We start from the raw sequence: 13,974 nt of genomic DNA, 5'->3' as shown, positions 1-13,974 counted from the left end.
GTCACCAATACATCCATGGGAGCAGACCGAAAGGCCAGGATATCCAGGAGCCGTATGAGGGGAAACCTTCACGTACGGATTTGAAGGAGAGGTGCTCCCCTTAATAGGGGACATCGACTCTAATAAAACGCTTGGGGAGATCTGTCCTCTACTCTTCCTGGTTCCGGCTGGCCCACGCAAGACGGGTCTGTGAGCCAAGAATCCCCTGCCTTCTAGGCATGGGGAGTGTCAATAAACGTTAGAATCCCAATTAGAATCCCAATAGACATCTCCAGACACTCGGTTTTGACCCAGGCAGTGCAAGGGTTTGAGGTTAATTTTTGGAGATGTCTAATCTAATCACTCATACAACTATTGGCAGCACAACCAGCACCAGGAGATCAACTGATGTTCCTCAATGAACTGACACCAATTTTTGAAGAATTTACTCAGCAGCCTGTCGCTTTTTTGGGCGGATTTTTTTCAGGAGTGTTCCGCCTGAATCTCTCAGATGATCCTCTCAAGAGTTGGCTAGAGGCTCAAAATGGCTCTGAGATATACAAAGATGGTCATAACAGAAGCGAAAATGATAAAAATACAGGTCCGCAGTCGATTTCCATTGATTAAGAGCTAATTAAACTATATTTAGCGTGGTTGTTTGGGGTCTAATTGGTGCTTAAGCACCACCCCAATACATTTTTTTGATGAATTATTAAATACTGTCAACTAGACAACCACTGATAATCCCGTAAGTGAGCTATCATGAAACGGTATTCACAAGTTCAGTGGATTCCTTTGGTAAAACTTTGATTTTGCTTCCCCCCCTGAGGTGGTTGCCCACTGTCGAAATTTACCACTGGTTCCTCAGACATGACCGTGAGCAACCAAAATACGTTGTACTCCGTTCTTCTGTGCCTCTGAACTTTAGTTCTATGTTCTGCCTCATCGATCGACATGACCATTTACGTCGGAAACCTGTCCTATCAAGCCACCGAAGACGACTTAAAAACAGTTTTTGGAGACTACGGCACCGTTAAACGAGTTGTTATGCCCACAGACCGTGAAACCGGCAAAATGCGCGGGTTTGCCTTTGTGGAAATGACAGAATCAGATCAAGAAGACTCAGCTATAGAAAGCTTGGATGGTGCTGAGTGGATGGGACGTAGAATCAGGGTCAATAAAGCCAGACCTCGGGAAAATAATAATCGTAACACTCAACGGCGCAATTCCTGGTAGTTGGTAATAAGCTGTTGAACATCTAATTGGTACGACTGATTAAGTGTTCAGAATTTGACCATTGACCGTTGACCGTTGACCAGTACCAGTCAACAGTCAACACGATTCATGTACTTAAAACGTTCATAATCTTAAATACACTCTAATCTCCTAGACAAATACCCAATCCTCTAGCGGTTCTCACCAAAGTTCCGTTAGGATTCACAGCTTGATAATGCTTAATCGTTTCCTCAATCGGTACACTCACCACCTGGCGATATTGCCATGTCACCATCCGGTCATATTGTTCATTGGCGATTAAGTCAACTGCTGCCACACCAAAGGCTGAGGCAATTAAGCGATCAAGGGGTGAAGGAGTGGCACCCCGCTGGGTGTGTCCAAGAACTGTCACTCGCGTTTCCGCTCCAATCGAATTACAAATCTCTTGGGCTAGATATTGGCCAATGCCACCTAATCGACATTCACCAAACCCCACATTACTCTGAAGCACCTCACCGCTTGCAGTGCGAACCGCCTCGGAAACTACGATTAAACAGAAGTTTCGCCCCTGCTCCTGAAGTTGCTTAATTTTATGGCAGACATTGTTAAGGGTATAAGGAATTTCTGGAATCAGAATAACGTCAGCCCCTCCTGCAATGCCAGCACTGATAGCAATGTGACCAGCATCACGCCCCATCACTTCCAAAATCATCACCCGGTCATGGCTAGCCGCTGTGAAGTGTAAGCGATCTAGAGCTTCGGTGGCAATGTTAACGGCAGTGTCAAACCCAATAGAGCGTTCGGTAATGGCAACGTCATTATCGATAGTCTTGGGTATACCTACCAATTTCATCCCCCCTTGTTGGGCAAGTTTGCGCAAAATCGCCAAACTGCCATCGCCCCCAATACCAATGAGAGCGTCTAGACCCAGTTGGTGATAGCCATCAGCAATATCAGCGCTGCGATCGCATAGCGTACCATCTGGCATCGGAAAAGCAAAGGGGTCGCCTTTGTTAGTAGTGCCAAGCATTGTACCACCCATAGTCAAGATGCGATCAACCTTGTCCAAAGTTAGGTTAATCGCTTGAGGAGGATTTTGCATCAACCCCTGAGTAGCCCGACAGATGCCAAGCACCTCCCAGTTGTAAGTAGCCACAGCTCGGTGAGTCACAGCTCGAATCACCGCATTGAGACCAGCACAATCTCCACCACTGGTGAGAATGCCAATGCGTTTAGTTTCTCCCATAATCTCCGTTTAAGGTTGCAATGCCTATGTTCACATCAATTTGACCTCAGGTATAGGCTATTAGACAAGAAAAATGGTGTGAAGATTTGATTTCTGTATTTCTTCTAAAGTTATTAAGCATCATTAAAAATGCCTTCCTAAGATAGAAAGTGAAGAGGACTAGGCACTGGGCCAATCGGTACTCTTCCGATGGCCAATAGGCCACGCTACGCGAACACCAACATCTCTGACAAACCAAGTGCCCTAAGACCTAGGGAGGACAAAAATTATGGCAGAGGTAGCTGAACCTAGAACTCAAGAAAGAGCCCTGGATCGGGATTGTAAAACGTTATCCCGTCACGTTTTCGAGCAACTCCAAAGTTTTTCCATGGAGGCACAAGACCTCAGTGCCCTCATGAATCGCATAGCCCTAGCTGCCAAGCTAATTTCTCAACGCTTGAGCCGAGCTGGTTTGATGGAAGGGGTGTTAGGATTCACGGGTGAAGTCAATGTGCAGGGTGAATCTGTCAAAAGGATGGATCTCTATGCCAATGATGTCTTCATCTCGGTATTTAAGCAAAGTGGTCTCGTCTGTCGCTTGGCATCCGAGGAAATGGAAAAACCCTACTATATCCCGGAAAATTGCCCAATTGGACGTTACACTCTGCTATATGACCCCATTGATGGTTCCTCCAATATCGACACCAACTTGAATGTTGGTTCGATTTTTTCGATTCGTAAGCAAGAAGGAGAGGATCTAGACGGGGAAGCCCGTGATCTTCTGCAAAACGGGCATAAGCAAATTGCTGCTGGCTACGTTCTCTATGGTCCGAGCACAATGCTGGTGTATTCCATCGGTACGGGTGTTCATGTCTTCACCCTCGACCCAAGTTTGGGAGAGTTTATCCTGTCGAAGGAAAACATTAAGGTGCCAGAACATGGCCCAGTGTATAGCACCAATGAAGGAAACTTCTGGCAGTGGGAAGAATCAATAAGGGACTATATTCGCTATGTCCATCGCCATGAAGGCTATACTGCTCGCTATGGTGGGGCATTAGTGGGAGATTTTCACCGCATCTTGCATCAGGGTGGTGTCTTCCTTTATCCCGGTACTGTTAAGAAACCAGAAGGGAAGTTGCGTCTACTATACGAATCTTCTCCCCTAGCCTTTTTGATAGAACAAGCCGGAGGCGCTGCCAGTACAGGTACTGAAAACATTTTGGACGTTGTGCCAAAAACCCTCCATGCTCGTACTCCATTAATTATTGGCAGCAAAGAGGATGTAGCTTTGGTCAAGTCCTTTATTGAGGAAAAAGCAAGGCAGGCGCAAGAAAAGTTGGAAGTGGCAGGGCACGTAGATCAGGGTTAACCGGTTGAAGGTTAACTGGTTGAAGGTTAAGCGGTTGAAGGTTAACTGGTTGAAGGTTAAGCGGTTGAAGGTTAAGCGGTTGAAGGTTAACTGGTTGAAGGTTAAGCGGTTGAAGGTTAAGCGGTTGAAGGTTAACCGGTTGAAGGTGGCTTTGAAAACCTCCCTACCCTTCGGTTTATCCTTTGGGGTAAGGCGACGGCTACTCTTTGAGAAAGGCTTTACCCCACTCCAACCAACCGTCAAGCCAATAGTCAAGCCAATAACTTTCAACCAACCAACTAACCCTACACCGAACCCCAAGGCGAACAACCTTGGCCAAAAGGCCACGCGATCGCGTTCAACCAACCAACCTTCAACCAACCAACCTTCAACCAACCAACCTTCAACCAACCAACCTTCAACCAACCAACCTTCAACCAACCAACCTTCAACCAACCAACCTTCAACCAACCAACCTTCAACCAACCAACCAACCTACCCTAAGGGAATGCCAAAGGCGAACAACCAAATAACTGTAAACCCTTGACAAATAACAAGTAAGGAGCTAAGCAATGACAACGACAGCCGAGAATCCGATTTTTCAGATTGAAAAAAATTATGGTCAGAGTATCTGGATGGATAATCTGAGCCGCACGCTGATTGAGTCTGGAGAACTCAAAGAACTAATTCAAACCCGGGGAATTTGTGGGATCACTTCAAACCCAGCAATTTTTGAAAAAGCGATCGCAGGCAATGCCATCTACGATACCGATATCGAAGCCGGTATTCGTGCCGAGAAGTCGGTGATGGAAATTTACGAATCCCTGGTATTTGAAGACATTTCTAATGCTTGTGATATCTTCAAACCTGTCTACGACGAAACCAATGGGTTAGATGGTTACGTCAGCATTGAAGTCCCACCCACTATCGCTAAAGATACTCAAAGCACGATTTCCGAAGCCCAACGCTATTACCAAGCTATTGGTAGGGAAAACGTGATGATTAAGATTCCCGGTACCCCAGAAGGGTTACCCGCAGTAGAGCAAGCTATCAGTGAAGGCATCAACGTTAATGTCACCTTGCTCTTCTCTGTAGAAAGCTACGTTGAGACATTCTGGGCTTATATCCGGGGTTTGGAAAAACGAGCGGCAGAAGGGAAAGATATTAGCAAGATTGCTTCTGTAGCTAGTTTCTTCCTCAGCCGCATTGATAGCAAAGTGGATGCAAAATTGGAGGAAAAAAGTGCGGCGAGCGATGACCCGAATTTGACAGCGAAGCTAAAGGGAATCGAAGGCAAAGTTGCGATCGCTAATGCTAAAATTGCCTACCAGAAGTACAAAGAAATTATCCAAAGCGATCGCTGGAAAGCTCTATCAGCAAAAGGGGCACAGGTACAACGGTTATTGTGGGCAAGCACCAGCACCAAAAACCCTGCCTACAGCGATGTGATGTACGTCGATGAACTCATTGGACCGAATACTGTCAACACCCTGCCTCCCAATACTATCGAAGCTTGTGCCGATCACTGTTCCCCAGAAAGTCGGATTGAGACAGGTGTTGAAGAAGCTTACCAAACCATCAACTCTCTAAACGATCCTGATGTCAATATCAATCTCAGCCAAGTTATGGATGAATTGCTTGATGAAGGGATCGTTAAATTTGTTAAGCCCTTTGATTCCTTAATATCATCTTTAGAAAGCAAAGTCAAACTATTGGCTACGGTGTAATAGAAGACGTTTAAGGTTTCCAGTTAATTTAGGTTGAAGGTTGTCGGGTGACAAAATGGCTTCGATAGAAAGCTAATGTAAAGTCTTAACCTTGGCCAATAGGCACGCGCGTCGCGTTCAACCTTCAACCTACCCTAAACCAGACCCCTGGGCAAAAATAACCTTTAAGCTTTACCCTTGACCCTGATCACCTTCAATAGGCAAAGATGGTTACTCTGTTAGAAAATCCCTTAAGAGTGGGCTTGCAACAGGAGCGCACGCCAGAACCATTGATTATGGTGATTTATGGCGCGTCCGGAGATTTGACTAAACGCAAGCTTGTACCAGCACTTTACCAGCTTAAACGAGAACGACGGCTACCACCAGAAATTACCATCGTTGGTGTTGCCCGTCGAGATTGGACTCATGACTACTTCCGGGAACAAATGCGGGAGGGAATCGAAGAATTTTCCGACGGGATTCAATCGGAGGAGTTGTGGCAAGACTTTGCCGATGGCCTGTTCTACTGTTCCGGTGACATGGATAAACCGGAAAGTTACCAGAAGCTGAAAGCTTTCTTGGCAGAACTCGATGGTAGACGGGGAACACGGGGAAACCGGGTATTTTATTTAGCCGTAGCTCCCAGATTCTTTACAGAAGCCATCCAGCAATTGGGGGCAGCGGGAATGCTGACTGACCCAGTAAAGCAGCGCTTGGTAATTGAAAAACCCTTCGGGAAGGATTTAAGTTCAGCTCAATCTCTCAACCGGGTGGTACAAAAAGTTTGCAAGGAAGAGCAAATTTATCGCATTGACCACTATCTGGGTAAAGAAACTGTTCAGAATCTGTTAGTGTTCCGCTTTGGTAATGCTATCTTTGAGCCCCTGTGGAATCGCCAGTTTGTTGACCATATCCAGATTACCGTAGCCGAATCGGTAGGGGTAGAAGAACGGGCAGGTTACTACGACAAATCCGGCGCACTGCGGGATATGGTGCAGAACCATTTGATGCAGCTATTTTGCCTAACGGCCATGGAAGCTCCCAATGCTCTGGACGCTGACAGTATCCGTACTGAAAAGGTCAAGGTGATTCAAGCTACTCACCTGGCAGATATTCATAATCTAGAAAATTCAGCAGTGCGGGGTCAGTATTCAGCAGGTTGGATGAAAGGCAAACAAGTGCCTGGGTATCGCGAAGAGAAAGGGGTTGACCCCAATTCCACTACCCCCACCTACGTCGCCCTCAAGCTACTGATTGATAACTGGCGCTGGCAAGGAGTGCCCTTTTACCTCCGCACGGGTAAACGACTGCCGAAGAAAGTCAGTGAGATCTCAATTCAGTTTCGTAAAGTTCCCTTAATGATTTTTAAATCTGCGGCTCAGCAGACTAGCCCGAATGTCTTAACCCTGCGCTTGCAGCCCAATGAGGGAATTTCTCTGCGTTTTGAGGCAAAACGGCCAGGACCAGATTTGCGCACCCGCACTGTAGATATGGACTTTAGCTACGGTTCTTCCTTTGGCGTGGCAACCGCTGATGCCTATAATCGGCTGTTACTTGACTGTATGTTAGGGGATCAAACCTTGTTTACCCGTGCTGATGAAGTGGAAGAAGCCTGGCGGGTAGTGACACCAGCCTTGGCAGCTTGGGATGGTCCGGCTGATCCAGCATCCATACCTCAGTATGAAGCAGGAACTTGGGAACCGAAGGAAGCCGAACACCTAATTAATCGAGATGGACGTCGCTGGCGCAGACTTTAAGTTAGTTAGTCAGTAGTGACTATTGACTAGTGACTACTGACTAATGACTAGTAAGTAATGACTATTGACAAAAAACAAGTGAATTGCTATGGCTACACAATCTCCTCCGGTGCTTTCGATACAACCTCCCAAAGATGTTTCCTTGGGTGAAATTGAAGCGGAACTGCGTCAAATTTGGCAAAGCTATGGTGAAAACGGTGACTCTCCCAGTGCGATCAGGGCAACCACCTTTAGTTTAGTGGTTTATGAACCCGAAGAAACCCAGCAGCTATTAGCAGCACTGGGATATTATTCTGGTCCAATCGATGGTATCCTAGGTCCACGCATGGTCGCTGCTCTCAAGGCAGCACAGAAAGCCTACGGATTGGCAAGAACTGGTAAAGCAGATGAGGCGACTAAGGCAAAACTACGGGAGGAATACAATGAATCTCTCCAGAAGGGACAGAGACAGAAGAATCTACAGTATTCCGGTGATTTAGAAGGATTTGGAATTGCCGATGCGATCGCAGCCTCTAACCCCTGTCGCATTATTGCCCTTTGTCCTATTGCCGGGGAAGATGAAGGGGTTAAGGCTCAGGTATCTGCCTCTTGCCCCATTCAAAAGCAAAGCCAGAGTACATTAATATGTTGTGAATACATCACTCTAACTGGCACCGCTGCTGCTTTGGAACGGATTAGCGGTGTCATTTCGGAATTGATGTTAGCAGAACTGCCGAAATTCCTCTGGTGGAAGGGAACTCCTGATCCTGAGCATGGGTTGTTCCAACGGTTAGCAGGGCTAAGTAATACCGTCATTGTTGACTCAAGTAGCTTTACCAATCCAGAGGAACAGTTATCACAAATGTGTGAGCTGATCAATCAGGGCACACCAGTGGCTGACCTAAATTGGGCACGGTTGGCAGCATGGCAAGAGTTAACCGCAGAAGCATTTGATCCACCAGAACGTCGTGGGGCAATCTACGAAGTTGATCAAGTTACCATTGATTACGAAAAAGGGAATGAGGCTCAAGCACTGATGTTTCTCAGTTGGTTAGCGTCTCGCTTAGAATGGCTTCCCACGTCTGATCTCAAAGAAGGTGGGGATTACGACCTGCGGCGTGTTAAATTTATCAGACCCAACCAGCAACCTGTAGAAGCAGAATTGGCAGCTATCCCCGTAGCTGATGTCGGAGATGTGGCAGGTGATTTGATTAGCCTGCGCTTGGGTTCGACCAACCTGCAAGCTGATTGCTGCACTGTGTTGTGTTCACAAACCACAGGTTGTATGCGGATGGAAGCTGGTGGTGGGGCTCAGTCTTGCCGCATTCAGCAGGTATCGCCCTTGTTTGACCAGAAGACAGAGTTTTTGCTCTCTCAGCAATTACAACGCTGGGGTAGGGAGATGCTATACGAAGAAAGTATGGCAGTGACCAAGGAAATTTTGAATTTGACGGTAACAAGTTGAAGGTTTCACAAAAGCGTTGAAGGTTAACAAGTTGCACGTTCAATTTTGAGATCATAAACTTTAACCTTAAAACCTTAAACCTTCAACTATTCAATGGCTTTAATCATCGCTGGTGAACGTAGTGGGGTGGGCAAAACAACAGTTACGCTCGCCCTATTATCGTATTTATCCAAGTGTAACTATAAAATTCAATCCTTTAAAGTCGGTCCGGATTACATTGACCCCATGTTTCATCAGCGGGTTACTGGACGTCCTTGTCGGAATTTAGACCCAGTATTAACCTGTGAAGATTATGTTAAAGAGTGCTTTTATCGCCATTGCCAGGGAGTAGATTATGCCCTGATTGAAGGGGTGATGGGGTTATTTGATGGAGCATCAGGAAAAGATGATTTTGCCAGCACAGCTCATGTAGCACGGTTGTTAGACGTACCAGTGTTATTAGTGTTGGATTGCTCTCGGTTATCTCGTTCCGTGGCTGCGATCGCATATGGCTATCAATCCTTGGATCCCAGGATTACCATAGCTGGAGTAGTATTGAATCGAGTCGGAAGCTCACGGCATTTGGAATTGCTCAAGGATGCTCTCGAACCATTACACATTCCTGTATTAGGAGAGCTACAGCGTCAGGATAATATAACTATTCCCGATCGGCATTTGGGCTTGATACCTACTGCTGAAATTACTCAACTGGATGCTTTGATTAACCGACTTGCTGATCTAGGACAGAGTTGCTTTAATTGGGAGCATCTTGACTCAGAGTTGAAGGTTAGTAGGTTACAGGTTGTTCGCGAAGCGTGGCCAATAGGCCAAGGTTTTTCTGAGTTGAAGGTTAACAGGTTAGAGCTTAACTCTGAGTTGAATGTTGGCCGGTTAGAGGTTGTTCGCGTTCGCGCAGCGGAGGCCTTTGGCCACGCTACGCGAACGGCTTTGCCGAAAGCGTGGCCTATTGGCCAAGGTTCTCTAGACAACCTGCAACCAAATAACCTGCAACCTGTAACCTCTAATAACCTGCAACCTGTAACCTCTACTAACCTGCAACCAAATAACCCGCAACCTGTAACCTCTACTAACCAGCAACCTGTAACCTCTACTAACCAGCAACCTGCCCTAATCCGAATTGCTGTAGCATGCGATCGCGCTTTTAGTTTCTATTACCAAGACAATCTCGATAGTTTGGAACAGCTAGGAGCAGAGTTAGTGTATTGGAGTCCCCTCACCGATACTACTTTACCTCCTGATTTACAAGGGATGTACTTTGGTGGTGGTTTTCCAGAAGTTTTTGCTCAGCAACTCGCTGCAAATACTAGTGCGCGAGAGTCAGTAAGAACAGCTATTGAGTCAGGAATGCCCACTTATGCTGAGTGTGGCGGATTGATGTATTTAGGGGAGCAGATTACAGATTTTGACGGGAAATCTTGGTCAATGGTAGGGGTATTACCCACGGTTACGGTGATGGGAAAATCCCTTACTTTAGGATATCGACAGGCAACTGCTTTGGTAGATGGACCATTGTTACCTGCCGGAGCAACGGTTTGGGGACATGAATTTCATCGCTCCCACTTGACAGTCATGCCCTCCAATCCCTTGTTTGAGTTACGGGGATATCACCAGAGAAAGGTTGGAGTGGAAGGTTGGCAACTGTATCAGCTCCATGCTTCCTATGTTCATCTCCATTGGGGTAGTTGTCTTGAGGTTCCCCTGGGATTTTTGCAACGCTGTCAGCAGTTCACTTTTGAGGGAATGACAAGTTAGTTAACGACTACACAGGCAATCAGTCTAGTTTGTTCTTTAAAAGTTTATCAAATCAATCTTTGCCTGTTTCCTGTTGCTTGTTGTTTTATTTAACTACTTTTTTTTAACATATTCCACCAGTACCAAAAAATTAATAACGGAAGCGATGCAGCGCGGTCTTGGGGAGGCAGCGCGGTCTTGGGGGTCTCCCCCATGAGCGACTGCCGTGGTTTCCCCCATGAGCGACTGCATCAAGACAGTGATAACAATGAATTGAAGTACTGAAATAGTCAAATATTATCACTGTTCCCTGTTCTCCGTTCCCTGTTCCCTTTAAACCAAAATACTATATCCTCAACTATTCTTCCCTTGCTATATTTTCAGGCAACGCAATAATATTCAGTCTTCCTTGTAAATCCTCCCTAGAATTTATCGGAATTAGATGCCCTAGGTAAGGCTGATATTGAAATAGTTGATAGTCTCTATCTCTGAGAAAATCAGCAACAGCTAGGTTACTACCCCGACTCCCTGCAATATTTTCGTATAGTATCGTTGGGGTAAATTCCGTTAAAATTCTGTTGCTGCCTGTTAAAACTTGCAGTTCATGACCTTCTGCATCAATTTTTAACAAATCAACCTTGCTAATAGCTTCTTGCTCAATCAAACTATCCAGAGTAAAGCAGGAAACCTCCTCAAAATTACCTGGTTTGACCGTTGCTTCTTCATCACTAGAAACAATTTCATTAAGTTCGCTAGCACCATGAAGAGCCAGTTGAGCAGTACCATTGCGATCGCTAGCTGCTCCTGCACAAACTTTCACCCACTCTAACTGATTAATAGTACAGGTTTCTTCTAAACAACGAACACAACCAGAAAACGGTTCAACCGCTAGCACACAGCCTTCTGATCCTACTCGTAAAGCAGCACTAAAAGTGTAGACTCCCACATTAGCACCAACATCAATTACAGTCATCCCAGGTTGGAGCCAGTTGCGCCAAAACTCCATTTCTTTTTCAAACCAGTCTCCTTGAGCAATTAACACACTTGTCACCAAACTCCGGAGACTTGGCTCAACCGCTAATAGTAACTGCTCTTCAAAGGTTACATAAGTAAATGGACTTTCAAGCTCCAATTCAGTCCATTCAAACCCGATTAAATCCGAATATTCGTCCCTAATCTCGCCAGCCCTAGCTAGCCCCATATCTCGCCAATACTTAGCTAAGTCTATCTGTCCTAAATCTCGATAAGCGAGGTATAGGGATTGTATAATCCTAGCCGAATAGGGAGCCAAATTTTTAGCCTGGTGTAAATTAAATAATCCTTCCCATTGACTATTGATCAGGTTGGCAATTCCCAACTTTAAATGAATAGAAGGGGAATCGGAGAAGAGTTGAACAGCAAGATGGATAAATCTTAATCCCGTAGCATTATAAAACACCAATTGTGAGCGACATAAAACCTCACTTAACAAAAAAATTGATTGAGCGTAGCCATCCTCAGCATCTAGAATGTGAGCCAATTGCTCATACCGATTATCTGTAAAGTCATTTCCAGGAGGTAGATAAACTAGTCCTAGAGGAATGGATTGCTCATTAATATCAGCAGGATGTAGGGTATTAATTAACGTCGGAAATGCTGTTTGTATCCCCTGCTCCATTTCTCCAGTCATGGCGAAAACTAGAGCTAAATGAGCAGCACACAGGGGATGATCAGACAACTCAATTCCCTGACTCAAAGCATCAAAAGCCATCTCAAGATACATGGCACGTAGGGATGAGTTTTCACATTGCTCAGCTTCAATTAATGCTATTACAGCACAGTTGTTCAATTCTATAGCAGAAGTCGGATTCTCCCAAGAGGTACCTTCAATACTGGTCTCTACAGTAGATAAAGCCTCTGAATCCAGATTCAGACCAGCACTTTCGAGATATTGCCAATAGGAATCAGCATAATTGACAGACATTTCCGCTTTCTCTCAATAAAGGTTCGCTGTACTGTTTATAGCTCTAACACACAGTTATGGGCTGATAGGAAAGACGATCAGGATCTGTTTTTGTTCACCAATCCATTACGATTACTATATGGATTATCCCACAATCTGATCAACAAACCCCCTCAACTTGTATGAATGCGATCGCTTCAACCCTCGAACCAATTGTCGGAAATTCCAATATCTACACCTGGGGAAACCTAGACCCAAGCTGGCAAGAGCGCATCAAACCAGCCATTGCTCCCGACACCCTTCCCGATAGTATCGTTTACCCTAGCACATCCGAGCAACTAGCCCAAGTCATCGCTCTAGCTCATTCGCAACATTATCATCTCCTCCCCTGTGGTAACGGCAGTAAATTAGGCTGGGGAGGTATTGGTAAAGACATTGATGTGGTAGTAAGTACCAAGCACCTCAACCAAATCATTGGCCACGCCGTAGGAGACTTGACAGTTACCGTAGAAGCTGGAGTTAAATTAGCTGACTTACAAGCTATTTTAGCAAAAACGGGTCAATTTATAGCATTAGATCCAGCTAATCCCCAAGAAGCGACCATTGGAGGTATTATTGCTACCGCAGACAGCGGCTCCCTAAGTCAACGCTATGGAGGGGTTCGGGATATGTTGCTCGGGATTTCCTTTGTCCGCAGTGATGGACAAATCGCTAAAGCCGGGGGTCGAGTGGTAAAGAATGTCGCTGGATATGATTTGATGAAGCTATTTACTGGCTCCTATGGCACCCTCGGAATTATCACTCAGGCAACCTTTCGGCTATATCCATTACCAGAAGCAGCAGAAACTATTGTGTTGACAGGTGAAATGGATGGAATTGCCTCAGCTATAAAAACAGTATTAGCCTCAGCCTTGACTCCCACAGCACTAGATTTATTATCCCCTAAGTTAGTCACAGAATTAGGGATTGGTCAGGATATGGGATTAATGGTAAGGTTCCAAAGTGTAGCAGACAGTGTTAAAGAGCAATGTGCTCGAATACAGTCAGTTGCGGAACAGTTAGGGTTACGGAATAGTTTTTATAGTAACGGGGATGACACGAGTCTATGGGAATCATTGGCAAACTCAATCGGGAAATCGCGACAATCCTCAACAATTGTCTGCAAAATAGGAGTATTACCAACTGCTGCTGCTAAAACATTCAACACCCTAGAAAGCTTGGGAGGATTGGGAGTAATTCATGTTAGAAGTGGATTGGGTAAAGTGTGGTTTGATTCCGAAGCAGTTAGTTCGGAAATGATTAAAACTATGCGCAGTTATTGTGAATCTGAACAAGGATTTTTAACAGTATTAGAAGCTCCTATAACCTTGAAGCAAGAGTTAGATATTTGGGGATATCAAGGCAATGGGTTAGACGTAATGCGTGGTATTAAACAAAAATTTGACCCAGAAAATGTTTTAAGTCCTGGTCGATTTGTTGGAGGAATTTGATTTATGGGTTTTAGGGAGTCGGGAGTCGGAACCCACCCCTAACCCCTCCCAGGAGGGGAACGGGAGTCGGGAGTCGGGAGTCGGGAGTCGGGAGTCGGGAGTCGGGAGTCGGGAGTCGGGAGTCGGGAGTCGGGAGT

11 protein-coding genes are annotated in these 13,974 nt (G+C 45.6%); 9 read left to right on the top strand and 2 right to left on the bottom strand.

Going from position 1 to position 13,974, the window contains the following annotated elements; genetic code table 11:
- Window positions 1-387: 387 nt before the first annotated feature.
- Both F6K37_RS17490 and rbp read left to right on the top strand, forming a co-directional pair.
- Window positions 388-606, top strand: coding sequence for a ssl0294 family protein (locus F6K37_RS17490; protein WP_287251377.1), 219 nt, complete (start codon window positions 388-390; stop codon window positions 604-606).
- A 327-nt stretch (window positions 607-933) separates the two neighbouring features.
- Window positions 934-1,215: an RNA-binding regulator gene (gene rbp / locus F6K37_RS17485; protein WP_008187989.1), complete on the top strand. Its 282-nt coding sequence runs from the start codon at window positions 934-936 to the stop codon at window positions 1,213-1,215.
- A gap of 142 nt (window positions 1,216-1,357) precedes the next feature.
- Here the strand turns inward: rbp and F6K37_RS17480 are convergent, their stop codons facing one another.
- The gene (locus tag F6K37_RS17480; RefSeq protein WP_008187990.1) at window positions 1,358-2,440 is read right to left on the bottom strand and encodes an ATP-dependent 6-phosphofructokinase; all 1,083 of its coding nucleotides are present in this window, start codon (window positions 2,438-2,440) and stop codon (window positions 1,358-1,360) included.
- A gap of 268 nt (window positions 2,441-2,708) precedes the next feature.
- Between F6K37_RS17480 and fbp the strand changes: the two genes are divergently transcribed.
- The 6 genes from fbp to F6K37_RS17450 all read left to right on the top strand — a co-directional run bounded on the left by fbp (window position 2,709) and on the right by F6K37_RS17450 (window position 10,426).
- Window positions 2,709-3,788: a class 1 fructose-bisphosphatase gene (fbp, locus tag F6K37_RS17475; protein WP_008187991.1), complete on the top strand. Its 1,080-nt coding sequence runs from the start codon at window positions 2,709-2,711 to the stop codon at window positions 3,786-3,788.
- Between the two features lie 4 nt (window positions 3,789-3,792).
- On the top strand, window positions 3,793-4,314 hold the full coding sequence (locus tag F6K37_RS17470) for a hypothetical protein (protein ID WP_287251375.1): 522 nt from the start codon (window positions 3,793-3,795) through the stop codon (window positions 4,312-4,314).
- A 25-nt stretch (window positions 4,315-4,339) separates the two neighbouring features.
- Window positions 4,340-5,494: a transaldolase gene (gene tal / locus F6K37_RS17465; RefSeq protein ID WP_008187993.1), complete on the top strand. Its 1,155-nt coding sequence runs from the start codon at window positions 4,340-4,342 to the stop codon at window positions 5,492-5,494.
- Window positions 5,495-5,700: 206 nt separating this feature from the next.
- Window positions 5,701-7,230 carry a glucose-6-phosphate dehydrogenase gene (gene zwf / locus F6K37_RS17460; protein ID WP_008187994.1) on the top strand — a complete coding sequence of 510 codons (1,530 nt, stop codon included), beginning with the start codon at window positions 5,701-5,703 and terminating at the stop codon, window positions 7,228-7,230.
- Between the two features lie 88 nt (window positions 7,231-7,318).
- The gene (gene opcA / locus F6K37_RS17455; protein WP_008187995.1) at window positions 7,319-8,674 is read left to right on the top strand and encodes a glucose-6-phosphate dehydrogenase assembly protein OpcA; all 1,356 of its coding nucleotides are present in this window, start codon (window positions 7,319-7,321) and stop codon (window positions 8,672-8,674) included.
- 93 nt (window positions 8,675-8,767) lie between these two features.
- Complete coding sequence (locus F6K37_RS17450; RefSeq protein WP_008187996.1) at window positions 8,768-10,426, top strand: cobyrinic acid a,c-diamide synthase CobB; 1,659 nt, start codon at window positions 8,768-8,770, stop codon at window positions 10,424-10,426.
- Between the two features lie 337 nt (window positions 10,427-10,763).
- On the opposite strand, the gene F6K37_RS17445 is transcribed toward F6K37_RS17450, so the two are convergent.
- Complete coding sequence (locus tag F6K37_RS17445; protein ID WP_287251371.1) at window positions 10,764-12,368, bottom strand: FkbM family methyltransferase; 1,605 nt, start codon at window positions 12,366-12,368, stop codon at window positions 10,764-10,766.
- A 161-nt stretch (window positions 12,369-12,529) separates the two neighbouring features.
- Here F6K37_RS17445 and F6K37_RS17440 point away from each other — a divergent pair, with 161 nt between their 5' ends.
- The gene (locus tag F6K37_RS17440) at window positions 12,530-13,837 is read left to right on the top strand and encodes an FAD-binding oxidoreductase (RefSeq protein WP_287251370.1); all 1,308 of its coding nucleotides are present in this window, start codon (window positions 12,530-12,532) and stop codon (window positions 13,835-13,837) included.
- Window positions 13,838-13,974: the final 137 nt, after the last annotated feature.

It is taken from the genome of Moorena sp. SIO4E2 (genome assembly GCF_010671945.1).
In the GTDB taxonomy this organism is placed as follows: Bacteria; Cyanobacteriota; Cyanobacteriia; order Cyanobacteriales; family Coleofasciculaceae; genus Moorena; species Moorena producens.
This window is presented reverse-complemented; position numbering and strand designations above follow the sequence as displayed.

Coding starts and splice junctions, on each gene's coding strand:
- F6K37_RS17450 (WP_008187996.1), top strand. CDS start 8,768: ATGGCTTTAATCATCGCTGGTGAACGTAGTGGGGTGGGCAAAACAACA.
- zwf (WP_008187994.1), top strand. CDS start 5,701: ATGGTTACTCTGTTAGAAAATCCCTTAAGAGTGGGCTTGCAACAGGAG.
- F6K37_RS17440 (WP_287251370.1), top strand. CDS start 12,530: ATGAATGCGATCGCTTCAACCCTCGAACCAATTGTCGGAAATTCCAAT.
- F6K37_RS17480 (WP_008187990.1), bottom strand. CDS start 2,440: ATGGGAGAAACTAAACGCATTGGCATTCTCACCAGTGGTGGAGATTGT.
- fbp (WP_008187991.1), top strand. CDS start 2,709: ATGGCAGAGGTAGCTGAACCTAGAACTCAAGAAAGAGCCCTGGATCGG.
- opcA (WP_008187995.1), top strand. CDS start 7,319: ATGGCTACACAATCTCCTCCGGTGCTTTCGATACAACCTCCCAAAGAT.
- tal (WP_008187993.1), top strand. CDS start 4,340: ATGACAACGACAGCCGAGAATCCGATTTTTCAGATTGAAAAAAATTAT.
- rbp (WP_008187989.1), top strand. CDS start 934: ATGACCATTTACGTCGGAAACCTGTCCTATCAAGCCACCGAAGACGAC.
- F6K37_RS17490 (WP_287251377.1), top strand. CDS start 388: ATGTTCCTCAATGAACTGACACCAATTTTTGAAGAATTTACTCAGCAG.
- F6K37_RS17445 (WP_287251371.1), bottom strand. CDS start 12,368: ATGTCTGTCAATTATGCTGATTCCTATTGGCAATATCTCGAAAGTGCT.